The 17,944-nt window shown below is 42.0% G+C and carries 19 protein-coding genes; 10 read left to right on the top strand and 9 right to left on the bottom strand.

The annotated features are described in order from the left end of the window. Window positions 1-331: 331 nt before the first annotated feature. Together KDK67_RS11310 and KDK67_RS11305 are read left to right on the top strand one after the other, a co-directional pair. A complete protein-coding gene (locus tag KDK67_RS11310) occupies window positions 332-1,144 on the top strand; it encodes an alpha/beta fold hydrolase (protein WP_250868900.1) in 813 nt (270 codons plus the stop codon). A 179-nt stretch (window positions 1,145-1,323) separates the two neighbouring features. Next, window positions 1,324-2,289: a hypothetical protein gene (locus tag KDK67_RS11305; protein ID WP_250868899.1), complete on the top strand. Its 966-nt coding sequence runs from the start codon at window positions 1,324-1,326 to the stop codon at window positions 2,287-2,289. A gap of 4 nt (window positions 2,290-2,293) precedes the next feature. On the opposite strand, the gene KDK67_RS11300 is transcribed toward KDK67_RS11305, so the two are convergent. The 3 genes from KDK67_RS11300 to KDK67_RS11290 all read right to left on the bottom strand — a co-directional run bounded on the left by KDK67_RS11300 (window position 2,294) and on the right by KDK67_RS11290 (window position 4,045). Then, window positions 2,294-2,569: an ATP-binding protein gene (locus KDK67_RS11300; RefSeq protein WP_250868898.1), complete on the bottom strand. Its 276-nt coding sequence runs from the start codon at window positions 2,567-2,569 to the stop codon at window positions 2,294-2,296. Between the two features lie 3 nt (window positions 2,570-2,572). Beyond that, window positions 2,573-3,685 carry a sensor histidine kinase gene (locus KDK67_RS11295; RefSeq protein WP_250868897.1) on the bottom strand — a complete coding sequence of 371 codons (1,113 nt, stop codon included), beginning with the start codon at window positions 3,683-3,685 and terminating at the stop codon, window positions 2,573-2,575. Between the two features lie 135 nt (window positions 3,686-3,820). Continuing rightward, window positions 3,821-4,045, bottom strand: coding sequence for an MEDS domain-containing protein (locus tag KDK67_RS11290; RefSeq protein WP_250868896.1), 225 nt, complete (start codon window positions 4,043-4,045; stop codon window positions 3,821-3,823). Window positions 4,046-4,283: 238 nt separating this feature from the next. Here KDK67_RS11290 and KDK67_RS11285 point away from each other — a divergent pair, with 238 nt between their 5' ends. The 4 genes from KDK67_RS11285 (at window position 4,284) to KDK67_RS11270 (ending at window position 10,599) form a co-directional block, all read left to right on the top strand. After that, on the top strand, window positions 4,284-4,796 hold the full coding sequence (locus KDK67_RS11285; protein WP_250868895.1) for a deoxyuridine 5'-triphosphate nucleotidohydrolase: 513 nt from the start codon (window positions 4,284-4,286) through the stop codon (window positions 4,794-4,796). A gap of 65 nt (window positions 4,797-4,861) precedes the next feature. After that, a complete protein-coding gene (locus KDK67_RS11280) occupies window positions 4,862-5,653 on the top strand; it encodes a 2-amino-3,7-dideoxy-D-threo-hept-6-ulosonate synthase (RefSeq protein WP_250868894.1) in 792 nt (263 codons plus the stop codon). An 844-nt stretch (window positions 5,654-6,497) separates the two neighbouring features. Further along, entirely contained in the window at window positions 6,498-8,243 is a 1,746-nt protein-coding gene (gene glyS, locus KDK67_RS11275; RefSeq protein ID WP_250868893.1) for a glycine--tRNA ligase, read from the top strand. 79 nt (window positions 8,244-8,322) lie between these two features. After that, window positions 8,323-10,599, top strand: coding sequence for a DEAD/DEAH box helicase (locus tag KDK67_RS11270; protein WP_250868892.1), 2,277 nt, complete (start codon window positions 8,323-8,325; stop codon window positions 10,597-10,599). Between the two features lie 68 nt (window positions 10,600-10,667). Here the strand turns inward: KDK67_RS11270 and KDK67_RS11265 are convergent, their stop codons facing one another. Continuing rightward, window positions 10,668-11,147: an Sjogren's syndrome/scleroderma autoantigen 1 family protein gene (locus tag KDK67_RS11265; RefSeq protein ID WP_250868891.1), complete on the bottom strand. Its 480-nt coding sequence runs from the start codon at window positions 11,145-11,147 to the stop codon at window positions 10,668-10,670. 113 nt (window positions 11,148-11,260) lie between these two features. Here KDK67_RS11265 and KDK67_RS11260 point away from each other — a divergent pair, with 113 nt between their 5' ends. The 3 genes from KDK67_RS11260 (at window position 11,261) to KDK67_RS11250 (ending at window position 14,011) form a co-directional block, all read left to right on the top strand. Then, complete coding sequence (locus KDK67_RS11260) at window positions 11,261-11,536, top strand: stationary phase-response protein (RefSeq protein ID WP_011499015.1); 276 nt, start codon at window positions 11,261-11,263, stop codon at window positions 11,534-11,536. A gap of 218 nt (window positions 11,537-11,754) precedes the next feature. Beyond that, window positions 11,755-13,374: an O-phosphoserine--tRNA ligase gene (sepS, locus tag KDK67_RS11255; RefSeq protein WP_250868890.1), complete on the top strand. Its 1,620-nt coding sequence runs from the start codon at window positions 11,755-11,757 to the stop codon at window positions 13,372-13,374. A 19-nt stretch (window positions 13,375-13,393) separates the two neighbouring features. Beyond that, the gene (locus KDK67_RS11250; protein WP_250868889.1) at window positions 13,394-14,011 is read left to right on the top strand and encodes a DUF169 domain-containing protein; all 618 of its coding nucleotides are present in this window, start codon (window positions 13,394-13,396) and stop codon (window positions 14,009-14,011) included. 1 nt (window position 14,012) lies between these two features. Here the strand turns inward: KDK67_RS11250 and KDK67_RS11245 are convergent, their stop codons facing one another. Together KDK67_RS11245 and KDK67_RS11240 are read right to left on the bottom strand one after the other, a co-directional pair. Continuing rightward, complete coding sequence (locus tag KDK67_RS11245) at window positions 14,013-14,402, bottom strand: DUF473 domain-containing protein (protein WP_250868888.1); 390 nt, start codon at window positions 14,400-14,402, stop codon at window positions 14,013-14,015. A gap of 6 nt (window positions 14,403-14,408) precedes the next feature. Beyond that, complete coding sequence (locus tag KDK67_RS11240) at window positions 14,409-15,155, bottom strand: proteasome assembly chaperone family protein (protein WP_250868887.1); 747 nt, start codon at window positions 15,153-15,155, stop codon at window positions 14,409-14,411. Window positions 15,156-15,325: 170 nt separating this feature from the next. On the opposite strand from KDK67_RS11240, the gene KDK67_RS11235 reads away from it, so the two are divergent. After that, window positions 15,326-15,919: a pyruvate kinase alpha/beta domain-containing protein gene (locus tag KDK67_RS11235; RefSeq protein WP_250868886.1), complete on the top strand. Its 594-nt coding sequence runs from the start codon at window positions 15,326-15,328 to the stop codon at window positions 15,917-15,919. A 91-nt stretch (window positions 15,920-16,010) separates the two neighbouring features. Here the strand turns inward: KDK67_RS11235 and KDK67_RS11230 are convergent, their stop codons facing one another. The 3 genes from KDK67_RS11230 to KDK67_RS11220 form a co-directional block, all read right to left on the bottom strand. Then, on the bottom strand, window positions 16,011-16,190 hold the full coding sequence (locus KDK67_RS11230; RefSeq protein WP_250868885.1) for a hypothetical protein: 180 nt from the start codon (window positions 16,188-16,190) through the stop codon (window positions 16,011-16,013). Between the two features lie 36 nt (window positions 16,191-16,226). Beyond that, entirely contained in the window at window positions 16,227-17,048 is an 822-nt protein-coding gene (locus KDK67_RS11225; RefSeq protein WP_011499022.1) for a F420-dependent methylenetetrahydromethanopterin dehydrogenase, read from the bottom strand. Window positions 17,049-17,800: 752 nt separating this feature from the next. Next, window positions 17,801-17,944 (bottom strand): transposase (locus tag KDK67_RS11220; protein ID WP_250868901.1); only part of this gene is annotated, 144 nt, incomplete at its 5' end.

Below are 17,944 nucleotides of genomic sequence, written 5' to 3'. Positions count from 1 at the left end.
ATATTTCATGGACTGGCACATTTTCTACCATATAAATGTAATGCATAAGCTATGCTCAAAGTGAGACCAGTCGTCTTGAAAAAAGAGTTACGCTTTTAAAGCGAAAAGCTAATTTGATAATCTCATACTATATTAAAACTAATTATTAGACCAAGTATAAAGAATATAACCTAGAATAATTATAACAGAAATACATAATATGTTTTCTAAGATCATGCTCCAGCAAAATCATAGAAATTTTATCAAATACATCTTTGGGTGAAAACGGAGTTACAAAGGAATGCCATAAATGGAAGTGTCCTTTTTATATATTAAATTCTATTCAAATTTCATGAAAATAATAAATGTAATTCTAACATTGATTCTTATAACTCTTGCATTTTCAGGTTGTATTGGAACAGAGGATCAAAGCTCACCATACGATTCTTCAACAATTTCGATCAATTCATCCCCTGTAAAATATGTTCATGTTAATGACATTGAGATAGGATACCGGGAATTCGGATCAGGAGAACCACTTTTGATCATCATGCCTTTTGCTTCAACAATGGACATGTGCAATGTGACCTTTATCGAGCATTTAGCCGGTAGTTACAGGGTCATCCTCTTTGATAATCGAGGAATGGGATATTCCTCCGAAAATAATGGATCGTTCTCGATAGCCTTGTTCGCCAACGACACTGCAGGCCTGATGGATGCACTTGGACTGGATTCTGCACATATCTTTGGCTCCTCCATGGGATCAGTGATCGCTCAGGAACTGGCCCTTGAACACCCTGAGAAAGTGGATTGGCTGATCCTTTCATCGACAACATATAGTCTCGATGTTCCGCAGACAGAGATCCTGAAGAACAGACTTCAATATAGGGCTTCTGACCCTGATACGGACCCAGTGCTTAGAAAGTATGCAGAAGGGAATCTGGAATGGAGCGGCACATATGAACGCCTGCCTGAAATTCAAAATAAAGTGCTGCTTCTTGCAGGCAACAAGGATGTGCTCACACCTTCAGAGCTTTCTATGGAGATTACAGAACAGGTTCCTGATGCACACCTTGTCCAATTTGAAGATGTGGGACATTTAGGAGAGCAATACCTTCCTGAAGAATATGCAGATACGATCATATATTTCCTGGGATTTGAGTGATCTGATAGTCTGGCGGTTTCATGGAGTCTAATTGATGTGCTCTTTTGATCGTGTCACCAGAATCTGCATAGCCTCATTGATGGTGTTCATAGATACAGTTCCGAAGGTCATTAAAGCTAAAATTATTGCAAGATCAAACATACACCTAAATCCCCAAACCCAAACTAAACCCAGATAAAATGCACAAAATATCCCCCATCCCCCTGATCGGAACCCTCTCCATGTTCTTTGCCGAAGTATTCTCAGGCGCATCTCAGACATGGTTCATCAACGGATGGGGAATACTCGTAACCTTTCCGCTCTATCTGGCACACCTGCTGTTCTTCCTTGCAATAGCAATGAGAACGAAACGGACATCTCTTTCGCAGTTGTACCTTTTCGGAGTAATGTTCGCATTGTACGAAGCATGGATAACGAAGGTCCTCTGGGCAGGATATATGGATACAGAAGGACCTTCACTTGGCACGTTCCTTGGATTGGATGTAGCCGAATTTCCAGTACTGGTCCTTTTCTGGCATCCTATAATGTCCTTTATAGTTCCGATACTTGTCTTTGAGATACTTACAGGGAAAACACTGGTACAACATAGTGAGATTCTGAAAAGGAGTGGCAGGAAAACTATAGTAATAACTCTACTATTGATACTTCTAAGTTCTTTCATAGCGAATGGGAACGGTTTCGACCCGGTATTGGCGATCATGTCCGTTGCAGGGTCTTTGCTGATCATCGCAGTCCTTTACAGATTGTCAAAGGGAACTGACATAGCACAACTCGTGCCTGGAAAGAGGGGATTCAGAGTGCTATGTTTGTATCTATTGGCACTTTACATGATAACATTCATGTTTCTGCTTCCTGAAAGGATACCTACCACAATAGCTCCATATATTTCGATAATATGTTTCTATATGATTGCCATAGCCTTGCTTTCAAGGTCTGAAAAAGGAATTGTACAGATCATTCAATTGGAAGATAAAGACTATTCTCCACGAAACTTTGTCATGTTCATACCGGTCTTGATATTGGCTGTCATAATAGCATGCCTAGTACCAAATATCAGTACAAATGTGCTCATGTTGACATACTTCTCATTGATCATTACCGGAACAGTGATGTTTGTCAGCGTTGTTCGCAATATCATCAAATGAAACATTAAAAAGGGATCCCTTCAGAAGGAAGAGGAACATTAAAACTAAATCTACTGCCAATGCCAAGTTCACTTTCGACCCACACATTACCACCATGCATTCTTATTAATTTCTTGACGAGTGCAAGACCAAGACCTGTACCTTCGAACCGACGGTTTAAAGCTGAATCTGCCTGTGTAAAAGGTTTAAAAATATCACAAAAGGCAGATTCCGGAATTCCGATACCGTTATCTTCAACTTTGACGACTAAATTGCCAGCATGCTGTTCTGCCCGGACCATTATCTAACCACCTTCAGGTGTGAACTTTATAGCATTGGACACCAGATTGAAAAGGACCTGTTTTAATTTCAGCTTGTCAGCATGAATGTGAATATCATCAGCTTCTATTCTCATATTCAAGCATAAATTTTTATTTTGTACAAGAGGAGAGACAATTGATTCCACATTTTTCAACACATCTACAAATAAAATATTTTCAGTCTGAAGCTCCATTTTATCAGCCTCTATTTTTGAAAGGTCCAGAATATCATTGATCACATCCAGCAAGTGTTTTCCGCTTGAAGTAATATTGTCCACATATTTTGTTTGTTTCTCATTGAGTGTTCCGAAAGTTCCCAGCATTAACATTTCAGAAAAACCAATGACCGCATTCAGAGGAGTTCGAAGTTCATGGCTCATATTAGCCAGAAATTCACTCTTTGTCTTGTTTGCAACCTCAGCAACTAGTTTAGCTTGAATTGCCATAGCCTCTGCTTTTTTCCTATCAGTGATATCGACAATGATACCTTGGAAACGAGTTGGATTCCCTGAATTATCGGTCTCTATCAATGACGTTTCATTGACCCAGTGAATGTTACGTTCACTATCCAGTATCCTATATTCTTTTTTAAATTCATTACTCTTGTTTTTGATGCATTCTGAAAGGGAGATCAAATAATCATCAATGTCCCATGGATGAATAATATCCCTATAGAGGAACTTATGAGATGTTAGATCTTCTGTAGAGTATCCAAACTGAGAGATATTATCTGATACAAAGTCAATGGGAAAGCCATTTTCCGAATTTCGAAGGAATGCAACTACCGGACTGTCCCTATAGATAGCCTTCAGCTTTTTTTCCTTCTTCATCAGTTCCGGGGAAGAGCGCAGGTGTTTCCTGTACTTTTTGCTAAGAAGGTCCACCAGATATGTCCACATACCATTCCTTTTCAGGATGGTGTTGTCCCGATCATCCATCAGATCGAAGACCTCAGAAGAGGAAAAGGATTCAAGAGGGCAAGTAAACAGGGTTGTAAGCTCGATAGCTGAAGTTGAAGAGATTATCAACTCCCTGCAATGTCTGAGAAAAGGAAGCATTTGGCCTTTGTCTGCAGTAAGATCAATATTAACCCGCAATCCATTGAATCCATTTGCAATAGCATATTTCTGTTTATTTTCCAGAAGTTCTATTATAGCATCACAAAAGGTCTCAGCATTTGAAAGTAATGCAGGATCTACAAGTACATGATCGAAATTAGAGGAACATGAGCCCTAGCCAATAAGTGCCATCCTTTCCTCAATAAAAGCGTTTGAATATTCACATTCTTTTATCTCAGGAGTTATCCAGATACAAAGGTCATTGCATTTAGAACCTGAATTTAAAAAAGATGAAACAAAATCAATTACATCATCATCATTTTTGTACACAAGCGTAATATGCCCACCATGTGGAACTTCTGATAGAGAGAAATCCATTTTTCCGAAATAATCTTGCATGATATTACCAACCGTATCATCGATCGCATAAATTCATAGACGAAGAAAGGACTATGAATCTAAAACAACTTTACTTTACATATATCAAGCTGAGTGATTGCAAAGGTTATATATAAACATATCTTCGGTCTTTTGTTTAGCAATATTTCAAAAAAAGATAATATAATTAATTTATTGAATCTTATCCTAACTATAGTCTCCCGAAATTCTAATAACCGATACCCGCCATCCCCACCCCATGACCCTTTTATCCCAAAATGAATTGAGAGAACTTGTGCTTGCGAATCCGCCACTTGTCGAGAACATGATCGACATGGATACCCAGCTTCAGCCAAACGGTGTTGAGATGACACTTAAGGAAATAAGGACCATTGAAGGCCCGGGTGCGGTTGATTTTGATAATTCAGGCAGGAGACTGTCCGAGGGTAATAAAATCGAGTTCAATGAGGACGGATGGATACACATTGAGCCAGGGATATACAAAGTGCTTTTGAACGAGATCGTGAACATACCAAAGACCCTTGCAGCAATAGCAAAACCAAGATCTACACTGATAAGGTGTGGAGCAACTCTTGAGACTGCTGTTTGGGATGCTGGATATTCAGGAAGGAGCGAGTGTATGTTAGTTGTTCACAACAAGGACGGGTTCGACCTTAAAAAAGATGCAAGGATAATGCAGCTTCTTTTCTATCATCTTCACACAGAAGTGGAAGAAGGCTATAGCGGACGTTACCAGAATGAGAACATCTAAACTTCAGAGATTTTACATTACATTTACCAGAAAAGATATGTAATATATACACTATTTTTCATATTATGAGCGAAATAGGCAAATCTGTCAGGATGGAGCGTATATTCGACAGAAATACTGGTAATGCAATTATAATCCCAATGGATCACGGCGTAGGTGCAGGACCTATCAAGGGCCTTATAGACATGCCTGCAACTGTCAACAAGGTGGCAGAAGGCGGTGCAAATGCAGTACTTGGTCACATGGGACTTGCAAAGCACGGTCACAGAGGCTATGGCAGAGATGTCGGACTTATTATTCACCTCTCCGGTTCAACATCACTTGGACCTGACCCCAACCACAAAGTACTGGTAACCACCATGGAAGAAGCCATCAAAGTTGGTGCAGATGCTGTTTCCGTGCACATCAACGTTGGTGCTGAAGATGAAGCTGAAATGTTGAAGGACCTGGGTTTTGTCGCTAAGAAATGTGACGAATGGGGAATGCCCCTTCTTGCCATGATGTACCCCCGAGGTGCAAAAGTGCCTTCTGAGCATGATGTGGAGTATGTGAAGCACGCAGCAAGGATCGGTGCAGAACTTGGCGCGGATATCGTCAAGACCAGCTATACAGGTGACCCTGATTCATTCAAGGAAGTCATCGACGGATGTCCCGTACCTGTTGTTATTGCAGGCGGACCTCAGATGGATACGGAAAAAGAGATCCTTCAGATGGTTACCGATGCACTAAGTGTAGGCTGCAAGGGTGTAGCAATGGGCAGGAATGTGTTCCAGGCAGATGACCCAACAAGACTCGTCAATCTCCTCTCAAAGGTCATCCACGGCGGAATGAGCGCGGATGAAGCTTTGGAAGATTGATAAGAGTTAATTGAAAGATAAAGGCCGGGTAGACCGGCACTATTTTTATTTTTGCATAACTTATTACATCGAAGTTACGGCTCTTTTTAAGGAACCCTCATGCACAGTCCTAACCAAAGCTCCTGAGATGTGATCATAGAAGAACAGGAAAACAATGCTAGAATATAGAGGTAATTAAGATCAGAGTAGATACAAAGTATTTAGAATGAAAAGAAGTGAAGCAAGACCGTGATGGAATGATCAAAAAAATCAGTTTGTGGTGGTGGTGGTACGATATGATTTTTATCGGCCTTGCTTACCCTATACAATGTAACAACCTGTATATAAAGATTATTATAGACATTAGTATTATGATGATGATGGCAAAATATTAACCGAAATACCAGACCATATAGCATATTCAATCCCCATATAGCTCGTCGTAACATTCTTGCATCGAGATTTTAGACATTCCCCATAACTTTCAAACTAGGGATCCTGACATACAATGACAAAAGAACAAGGACCCAATGTTAGTAGATAGAAGGCAGTAAAATCAGAGCATACAGAGCATTCAACATTTGAAAGGAAAAGAATTATAGCTAGACCGTGATGGAATGACCAAAAAAAATCAGTTTGTGGTGGTGGTACGATATGATTTTTATCGGCCTTGCTTATATTATACAATGTAACAACCTGCACATAAAGATTTCCATTATTATTATCATCATAATGATTGATTTTGTGGTGAATACAGGTATTACACAAAAGATATCACGATAAGATTAAATGTAATGTAAATATCGAATGTATCATATTTAGCTTCCACACATCAAAATAATCACGAACTTTAAGAGGATCTATCATGGACAGGTATGAACAAGTAATTGAACTGGCAAAAAGAAGAGGCTTTTTATGGAATTCCTTTGAACTCTACGGCGGAGCTGCCGGATTCTATGATTATGGACCCCTTGGATGCACTTTAAAGAGAAGAATTGAGCAGATCTGGCGTGAACTTTATGTGATACATGAAGGGTTCATGGAGATCGAAACCCCAACCGTAGGAATCGAGGACGTCTTTGTTGCATCCGGCCACGTAGGGGGCTTTTCAGACCCACTCTGCGAATGTCAGGAATGCGAGGAAGCTTTCAGGGCAGATCACCTTGTCGACAAGATAGTAGAGGTCGCAGATGCATTGAGCAATGAAGAACTTGACAGGCTCATAGAGGAGAATGATATCGGCTGTCCTGAATGTGGCGGCAAGCTTGGAAAAGCATATGAGTTCAACCTCATGTTCAAAACGAATATCGGCCCCGGGACTGGAAGACAAGGCTACATGCGTCCGGAAACCGCACAGGGAATGTTCATTAACTTCCAGAGGCTTTCCAGATATTACCGTGACAAGTTACCCTTTGGTGCGACCCAGATAGGAAAATCCTACCGTAATGAGATATCCCCCAGGCAGGGAGTCATCAGGCTGAGGGAATTCACACAGGCAGAAGCTGAGATATTCACCCATCCAAAAGAGAAAGGGCACCCCAACTTCGAAAGATTTGCAGAGGTCACCCTGAACCTATACTCCGATGAAGCACAGGAGAAGGGTGCCATCGAGCAGATGACGGTAAAGGAAGCTGTTGAGAATAACATGATTGCACATGAGTTCCTCGCATACCACATCGCACTCACGAACCATTTCCTCCAGCGCGTGGGCATAGCTGCTGACAAGCTCAGGTTCAGACAACACCAGAAGGATGAGATGGCACACTACGCCATCGATTGCTGGGATGCCGAGATACTGACCGATAGATTCGGCTGGATAGAGGTGGTCGGCATTGCGGACAGGACAGACTTCGACCTGAAAGCACATGCAAAGACAAGTGGTACCGAACTTGAGATACACATTGAATATGATGAACCGAAGATGGTCGAACAATTCGTTGTGAAACCTGACATGGGTAAGCTCGGGCCATTGTTCAAAGGAAAGGCAAAGGCTGTTGCTGATGCACTCAAGGAATTGAGTGAAGATGAACTTAGCAAGGACGAGATCAAAGTAATTGTCAATGGAGAAGAGTTCACAGTACCTTCCGAGATAATCAGCTATGCACAAGAGACCGTAAAGGTTAGCGGTGAAAAGATAGTACCCCATGTCATCGAGCCTTCATATGGTATCGACAGGATACTGTACTGTACAATGGAACATGCGTTCGATGAAGAAAAGGTCGAAGCTGAAGGCGACGAGGAGGAAGAGGAAAGGATGGTCCTCAGGTTCAGGAACGAAGTTGCACCTGTACAGGTTGCCATCCTCCCCCTCCTTACAAGGAATGAGCTTATCGAGCCTGCAAAGGCGATAGCACAGAAACTTCGTGAAAGAGGCTTACTTGTTGCCTACGATGATTCAAGAGCAATCGGTCGCCGCTACCGCAGGAACGATGAGATTGGAACTCCATATTCCATCACCATCGATTACGATACCCTTGAAGACAATTCCGTCACCATAAGGGACCGCGATACAATGAAACAGGTCAGAGCATCTGTAGAAGGTATCGAGGACTCGATCTACGACCTTGTCTATGGAAAACTGAACCTTGAAAATGCGGGCGTGAGCATCTAATACTTTCACCCCGCTTGCCTCATATTTAAAAGGGTTAAGAACAGTATTGCCTCAAGCAAATTTCGAACCTATAGTAAATATGAGCGAACACATTAAGCACCCACTGGTCAAACCTGATACAGTCGAACAGCGATTGTATCAGCTTGACCTTGCCGGAAAGGCACTATCAGCACCAACACTGGTAGTACTGCCAACAGGTCTTGGAAAAACTATAGTCGCCCTTCTTGTTATAGCTTCACGCCTGCAAAAGACAGGCGGAAAAGCACTCATTCTATCTCCCACAAAACCCCTTGTAGAACAGCATGCCGCTTTTTTGAGATCCACACTGAACATCCCGGAAGATGAAATACTGACCTTTACAGGTGCAGTAGCGCCTGAAAAAAGAGAAGAGCTCTGGAAGAAGGGAAAAGTTATCATTTCTACCCCGCAGGTCATTGAGAACGACATCCTTACCAAACGCATAAGCCTGGAAGATGTCTCCCACATTACATTTGATGAAGCACATCGAGCTGTTGGCAATTATGCTTATACATATATAGCCGAAAGATATTTCGAGGATGCCAAAAACCCACACTGCCTTGCGATAACTGCAAGTCCGGGAAGTTCTGATGAGAAGATAAGTGAGGTATGCACGAACCTTTACATTCGTTCAGTTGCGATAAAAACAGAAACAGACCCTGATGTAACACCCTATATCCATAAAAAAGAGGTCGAATGGAATCATGTGATACTACCTTCTGAGATGAAGGAGCTGAAAACCCTTCTGGAAAAGGTCCTCGAGGACAGATTCCAAAAACTGACCGAACTTGGATATTCCATCCCATACGGCAAGAAAGCTTCAAAGATGGACCTGCTCGGGCTTCAGAAAAAGTTACAGGGACAGATCCGAGAAATGGCCGAACCTGCAGTCTACAGCGCCCTATCGATCCTTGCAGAGGTCATGAAGGTAAGTCATGCTGTGGAGATAGTAGAAACACAGGGCATCGAAGCACTTAAAAAATATACAGCCCGACTTGAGAACGAGGCCACTTCCAGAACAGGAAGTAAGGCTTCAAAAAGGCTTTCTGATGACCTTTATATGAGACAGTTGTACAAAAGGCTCGAGGAATGCACCACAGAACATCCGAAACTTGCCGTTGTAAAGGATATTGTCTCAAAGGAACTAAATGGCAAACCCGACTCCCGTGTGATCGTCTTTACGAACTATCGCGATACCTCTGAAATGGTGACGAACGCCCTCTCCGAAATAGAAGATATAAGGCCTGTCAAATTTGTGGGACAAAGTTCCAAGTTCAAGGACAAGGGGCTTACCCAAAAACAACAGGTCGAGATCATAGAGAAGTTCAAGGCTGGAGAATATAATGTCCTTGTGGCAACATCCGTTGCAGAAGAAGGACTTGATATCCCAGCTACCGATCTGGTGCTGTTCTATGAACCGGTCCCTTCCGAGATAAGAAGCATACAGAGAAAAGGCAGGACAGGAAGAAAACACGAAGGACGTGTAGTAGTACTTGTTACAAAAGGAACCCGGGACGAAACATACTACTGGAGCTGTGCACATAAAGAAAAGCGTATGCAGAGCAATATGCAGCAATGGCAGGAGAATATGTCAGAGTTGAATAGAGCAAACGCTGAAAATGACAAGACCGACATTGCAAGTGAGTTTAGGGATGGGAAGGAACAACAGACCGGGCTTTCAGACTTCTCTGACGAGGAAGTGACGGTAGTCCTCGACCAGAGAGAGATCAGAAGCACCGTTGCACGCAGTCTTGAGAAACTTGGGCTTAACATCGTTGTAAAAACACTTGAGGTAGGAGATTATATTGTAAGCGACCGGGTGGCAATCGAGCGCAAGAGTGCCGAAGACCTTGTCAATTCCCTGCTTGACCGCAATATATTCAGGCAGATATCCGACCTTGCAGGAGCTTATGAAAAGCCCATACTTATCATCGAAGGAGAAGGTTTGTTCACCACAAGGATGATCAACCCCAAAGCTATCCACGGAACACTTGCTTCATTGGCACTGGACTTTGGAGTGTCCATACTTCACACAAGAGATGCAGAAGACACAGCATCCCTGATAGGCATACTAGCAAAGAGAGAACAGATCGATGAAAAACGCAGTACCAGCATACACGGAAAAAAATCTTCAATGCTGTTATCACAACAACAGGAATACATAGTATCATCCATCAGTGACATCGGACCGAATGCTGCAAAGAATCTCCTTGAACACTTCGGAACCGTGGAAGATGTTATGAAAGCAGAGCTTGAGGAGTTGAAGGAAGTAAAGAACATTGGACCGAAGACCGCAGGAAAGATGCGGGAAATACTTAGCAGCAAATATAAAAATTGAAAAAGAAAGAGCAACCGGAAATACCGGTTTTCTACTATCGTTTTATGAGAATTCTGTTTTTAAGAAGCTTATTTCAGTCTTTCAAGGATGTCAAGACATCTATCTATAATATCGAGATATTCCTCCATCCTGCGAGGATCGGTCTCGACCTGAAGCAGACCGGCAATGTGCCCAATTTTCAATTTCAGGCTTTCTGCAACTGAATTCAGACCTTCGATAGGAACTGCTGCCGAAATTTGCCCTGGCATATCATCGTGAGAAAGTTCTTCAGAACGAACCAGCGGTTGTCGTACAGGAGCTTCGGGAGAGCTGGCAATGCCACCTGCCTGAGGAACTTCTTTAATTTCATTTCTTGCCAATGCAACCTGTTGTCCTGCATTTTGCTGTTGACCGGAATTCGCATTGCTGTCCTGACATATTGGGCAAAGTACTTCTCCCTGGTACCTGAACATAGGAGCACCACATGTAGTACAATGCTGTGCAAGCATAGTACCGCCCATTTCCAGCAATCTTGATATCTGTTTTATTTTATCGTCACTATCGCTCATTTGTTCACCTTTGATCACTGCATGAATGAAAGTCTTTTTATAGGATATAATAGTTAGGGGTAATACAACATAAATTCTTATTTTATCATTAAACCATTATTAAGGTGATCCAAATGTTAGGTGCCAGCGAACCTGAAGACGTCATTAAACAATGCACACAGGTGTTAGAACATATAGCGAACGACAATTCCGTACCAAGGAATATCAGACGTTCCGCAAACGACATCCTTGCAACTTTGAAAAACGAAGCAGAACCCCTTTTCCTGAGAACATCATCCAGTATTTCCATATTGGAAGATATCAGCAACGACCCAAACATTCCATTACATACAAGGACACTTATATGGAATGTCGCAAGTCAGCTCGAGACCATCCCTGTTGACGAGTGATCGTTTACGATACAACAAAGAACATTCTGATCTGACGATCAGATCTTTTCTTATCTTTTTATTTGCAGATATTCAATACACTGAATATTTTTGATCGATAACACCCATTCAATGACCTTACAGGCTGTTCATCGAACGTAACTATAAAATGTGTTGATACATCTTTATACCTGAGCTAACGATTACGAGCACACTATTAAAAATAACGAGATTTTACCATGAAATTCGATCCTGAATCCATAAAGAAAGCTGCTAAGGAAGACTTTGACTCTGCATGGACAAGTGGCAAAGACCTTATAAAAAAAGCAGGCCTGAACCAGCAGTACCCTCACACATCATTCAACTTCGGAAAAGCACATCCTGTCTATGATACGATAGCAAAGCTCAGAGAAGCTTATCTTCGCATGGGCTTCGATGAGATGATGAATCCGCTTATCGTTGATGAGAAAGAGGTTCACAAACAATTCGGACATGAAGCACTGGCAGTCCTTGACCGCTGTTACTACCTTGCCGGACTACCAAGACCAAATGTAGGTATCTCCGACCAACGCATTGCAAAAATAAAAGAAATGCTTGGCGGTATCGATGATGAAGGTATCGAGACAATAAGGAAAGTGCTGCATTCTTACAAGAAAGGCGAGGTAGAAGGAGATGACCTTGTCCCCGAGATAGCAATTAAGCTAAACGTGTCCGATGCGCTTGTGGTCGAGATGATAGACCAGGTGTTCCCGGAATTCAAGGAACTTACCCCGCAAGCCACCACCAAGACGCTCAGAAGCCATATGACATCAGGATGGTTCATTTCACTCTCAGGCATTCTTGAACGTTCCAGACCACCATTCCACTTATTCTCCATCGACCGTTCGTTCAGAAGAGAACAGCAGGAAGATGCATCACGCCTTATGACATATTATTCAGCTTCCTGTGTCATAATGGATGAAGATGTCACTGTAGATCACGGAAAAGCCGTTGCTCAAGGATTATTGGCACAGTTCGGTTTTGAGAAGTTCATGTTCCGCCCGGATGAGAAAAGGAGCAAATATTACGTACCTGATACACAGATCGAGGTCTTTGCATACCATCCAAAGCTTGTTGGCTCCAATACCAAATATTCTGACGGCTGGATAGAGATCGCGACCTTTGGAATCTACTCGCCGACAGCACTTGCCGAGTATAACATTCCATGCCCGGTCATGAACCTCGGGCTTGGTGTTGAAAGGCTTGCCATGATACTCCACGATTCCACCGACCTTAGAGGTATGACATATCCACAGATACCACAATACGCTGAATGGGATCTAAAGGACAGCGAACTGGCAAGAATGATATTCGTTGACAAACTTCCGGAAACCCCTGAAGGACAGGAGATCCTTGAAGGCATAGTCAAACAATGTGACATGCACGGATCAGAGCCAAGTCCCTGTGAGTTCGTTGCCTGGGAAGGTACACTTAAGGGTAAGAAAGTGAAGGTCTCCGTGATAGAACCTGAAGATGAGACTAAGCTTTGCGGACCGGCAGCTTACAATGAGGTACTTGTTTACGAGAACGATGTTCTTGGCCTTCCTAACAACAAAAAGTGGAAAAAGGCCTTTGAGAACCATTCTGCAAGGACTGGCGTGAGATTTATCGAAGCTTTTGCAGCACAAGCAGCAAAAGAGATCGAGGAAGCTGTGGACAACGGGGAAAAGGAATGTGAGACAAGGGTAAGGATAGTCAAGGTCCCTTCCGAGATAAACATCAAGCTCGACCCCCTGGGCCAGAGATACATCACAGGCAAGAAGCAGAAGATCGATATTCGCGGACCTGTGTTCACCACAGTGAGAACAGAGATCGAGTAAATCAATATTGGGATGACACATGTTCACAGAGATAGCTAAACTGATGGATGACGGAGAACCTGTTTGCGTTACCTTTCAGGAAGGCGACATCGGAGAGGAATATGACCTCCTCTATTGTGAAATGATAACAAAAGCACGCAAGGGAGATATTTTCCTTGCTGCATCCCAAAGTTGCCCCCCTGGCAAATATGTCCTGAGCACATCCGAAGATAAGCCGGATAAATACTATTTGGCATCAGGACGCTACATCGATGCAGAAACTGCACAAAAGGCAGTATCTGCACTCCCCAGGATAAAGAAGAAATATGATCATATCAGGATAGAGCCGCTGTCAGAGAACAACGGTGAGTTCGATGTTATCATTCTCTACCTTAAGCCTGAAATGGCCATGAGGGGCGTTCAGGCACTAGCATATAATGATGGAGAAAGAGTCAATATCGACACTTTCGGTGCAGCATCCATTTGCGGAGACTGTACCGCCCTTGCTATTGAGAAAGGTGTAGGGTTGTCCTATGGTTGCAAAGGTTCACGCAAGCATAGCGAATATGACGACAATGAGATACCCATTGGCATCGATCTTGAGAACGCAAAGAAAATAGAGAAGGGATTAAAGAATATCCCCGAGACACGTCATTGAATCAGCGTGCTTCATAGAAACAGGCCTGTTCAGCATCCACAAGTGTGACTTTTCCCAACTCATTGGAAAGTATGTTATTTATGCGAGCCAGTCCAATTGATTTCAGTTGAAGGCGTATCATCATGGACTCATGTTCTTCATAAAAAGTGTCATTCCCTGTGACGGTCCTGTGCGTTGATACATGGTGTTTTACAACCTGTGCCACCACACCTGGAGTTCCACGCATAATATCCTGTACAGACGTATGGGTCACAAAGATATGATCACCCACATTGAGGTTCAGTGATGTGAAAAAGTTCTGAGGACTTCTTATCTCGATAGTGCGTAACAGATTAGCCTTCAAGTCAGACATCACAATATCTGAGATCCCCGTAAGTGCGACGTATTCCATACCAGATCACCCATACATTGGATATTCCTTTCGTGGTGTTGTCGCCTGTTCGCTTGATCTTACATCTTCAGCGAGTTTCTGCATTTCGATCTCGATCTTCTCTGCTTGTTCGATAAGATCATCTGTGTCTATCGAAAAATCATACAGGGAATTTAGAACATCGACAACTACTGCTGCGGCCCTTGGATCAGGATTCTGCGTCTTTGTAGCGCCCAGCAGACTGATCGCCGGAATATTTTGCATGAAACATTCTGCCATCACACTGCCAGAAATACCTGAGATCGTACCCATCTGGAAGATCTCCACATGCTCCCTGATCCTCTCAAGCATTTCTTCAGTTGTTGCAGCTCCGAACACTTTATATTCGTCACTCATGGTAGCAATGCCCGCAATAGAGACAATTTCTTTCACGCCTATGGATTTTGCCCATCCGACAAGTGCCTTGCTCACATCATAGGAAACAGAAGGATTGATAGGAATATCCGATACCACCATGATGGTGTTGTGTTCCACATTTTCATAGATCCTTACAGGCATGTTCACCAGCCCTTCATACAGAACGGCTATCGGCGGGAAATAGCGAGACTCAATGGAACCTATATATTCCATATTTAATTCTTCAATTATTTGCTGGCTGGCAATATTGCCCACAAGACCAATACCCGGAAAACCTTCTATCAGGATAGGATCCTTTGATTTTACCGGCCTTGTTATGATATCTACATCGATAGCGTCGTAATCTGTTTCTAACAAAAGAATCACCCTATGAGAATATTAACCCCTTAATTCACTTATTATATAATTAGAGGATACTCATAGATAAGTACATCGTATTATAAAAAGAAGAAAACGACATAATTAAACCAAATGATAACGAAATAGATGCAAATAACAAAGATGCATACAAATAATGGAGGAATATTATGGAAAGATCTATACTATATTTTGATGATGTTGGTAAACAGAATACCGATGATGTTGTGAAAGTAGCGGCTGCCAGGGCTGAAGAGCTAGGGATCGAATATATCGTACTTTCAAGTACTGAAGGCCATACTGCATTGAAGATGGCAGAAGCAGTAAAGGGTAAAAATATGAAGGTGATCGCTGTCACTCATCAATATGGACTCCGAGAAGATGGAAAGTGGGAGATGGATGAGGATAATTTAAAGAAACTTCAGGAAATGGGAGTAATTGTTACAACACAGTCACATATGTTCTCAGGTGTAGAGCGTGCCATTTCAAATAGACTGGGCGGTGCAAGTCGTGCAGATGTGATCTCCGATACGCTGCGTGCGGTCTTTGGCAAAGGTTTCAAGGTAGCCCTTGAAATTGTGATGATGGCTGCAGATTCAGGCCATATACCCGTATCAAAGGATACAAAGGTTATCGCCATTGGTGGTACACGTCAGGGTGCAGATGTAGCACTTGTTGTAAGACCAGCACATTCACAGAATTTCTTCAACATGCAGGTTCGTGAGATACTGGCAATGCCACGTGAAAAAGAAGAACCAAAGTAAATTCGGACGGTATCCCCCAGGGATGCCTTTTTTATTTTACTTCGTCCTGAGTTACATCATCACTTTCTGATCCATTATCATTACATTCATTTTAATCAATATTGAACTCATTTTCATCAGAATTGCATCCATTTTCTCCGGTATTGCGTTGTGGAGATGAAACCTTCCTCTGGGCGTGCATAAATGCAGCATTCTTGAACTCCATTGCAGTGAGTACAATAAGGACCAGAAATGCGGCAATTGCGATCGCAACGGTTGTAAGTGTGTCCATGGAAATATTAAAAAAAGAGAAGTGTCAAAAAGACACTTACTGTTGTTTTTCGTACAATGCAGTCTTTGACAAAATGTTGCCTTTCTTTGCGTGTGGCTGCCTGAGGACTGTATCGTTTGATTTCTCGATCTCACGTGCGTCGATCGCGAGCTGTGCTGCTGCGCGCATCATTTCGTGAGCTGTTGCGGTTGTGAGTGTTACCTGCTCGATCTCCTTCATCATGAAGCATGCTGGGAAGTTGATCTGTGCTACCTTGTCAGCCATGTGAAGTGCTGCAAGTGCTTTTGCTTTTGCGTATGGGTTGCTGAAACCTGCACGTTCGATACACTTCTCTGGCTTTGCGAGAATGTGTGGAAGGACGATCTCCTTACCTTCATCGACCTGTGCAGTGACGATATCAAGCTCTTCCTGTATAAGTCTTACAACACCACAGGTGGAGAGAACTTTCATTGCATCAGAGTTGAAGGATGCCATTTCCACAGAGTCAAGGAACTCTCTCTTTGCGCCGATGAGTGGGTCCACGGTCATGATGATGTAACCGAAACCTGCGTCCTCGAGTGCCTGTCTGTCGTCCTTTTTGGTTGGACCATCAGAGATAACGATGCATGGAACATCTTTGTAGATCTCACGTGCAGCGGTTGGACCAGGTGCACTTGAGTTAGGGCTGATCATTACATAGAAATCAGCATCCCATTCTTTAAGTGCTGCTGTTTCTGCAGCTTCATCTTTGCCCATTTTAGGACCAGTTCCGAATACACGAACACTGATACCTTCTCTTGCTGCTATCTCATCCTGTACGAGGTCAATGACCTGACTCATGCCGAGGTTGCCTAACTTAATAAATCCTATTTTTGCCATAGTAGATCACATTACTGCAAGTACGGGGTAGCATATAATATTTTTGATTATTCTATAACATAACAGATATATCAGATTGTCAGAATAGATATAATGTGATTGAACATGTCTATTGAAGCTGATTTAAAAAAATGTAAAACCGATTAAATAAATTAGATAAAGAACAAATATCAAAGTCAGGAGAGACAATACTTCCTGTGACATCAAGTTCGAACCTTAAAGTTGCAAATGGATACATAAACAATTTGATAAGAAAAAATAATGTTACAAAATCTTCAATTTGTCTTATGATAGATAATTTAATTTATCTACTTAAAAATAATGAGGATTTTATTCATTTTCCCTCATTATTTTTTTGTCAACTCGGATTTGGATAATTGTAGCCACAATTTCATTGGACAAGCAGATTATCCTTCCCACACATCCTCTGTGAGCAGAGATAATCAATTTTAGATACCAATTATAGGGAAGGTAATAAAATCCGTTACACACCTTCATGATGAGGATTTGGATTTCCATTCTTATCTTTGGTAAAACTACCAATTTTACTAAAATTAAGAGTCTATTGTATTTGTTTTGATAGGAAAGTTATAGTCTTAAATTTGGTAAAACATTTGTTATATTTAGTATTTCACTATTCTACTAAATTTAATGATATTATTTGACTAACAAAATAATCATGTCCCATCAAATAGTATTTTTAATTATATGGCGACAGGCAAATATCATAAACATAATTATTTGGGTTCTCTTTAACATCGAGTGGGTAAACTCAGTTTACCTGCCATCAAGAATATCATTGTATTCCTATTTACTTCAGTCTTCAATCCATAAGATCTCTTAAAAGCAGTCTTAATCTTGTTGTTCAATCCTTCAACGACACCATTACTGATATT

This window comes from Methanococcoides seepicolus, from assembly GCF_023684405.1.
In the GTDB taxonomy this organism is placed as follows: Archaea; Halobacteriota; Methanosarcinia; order Methanosarcinales; family Methanosarcinaceae; genus Methanococcoides; species Methanococcoides seepicolus.
This window is presented reverse-complemented; position numbering and strand designations above follow the sequence as displayed.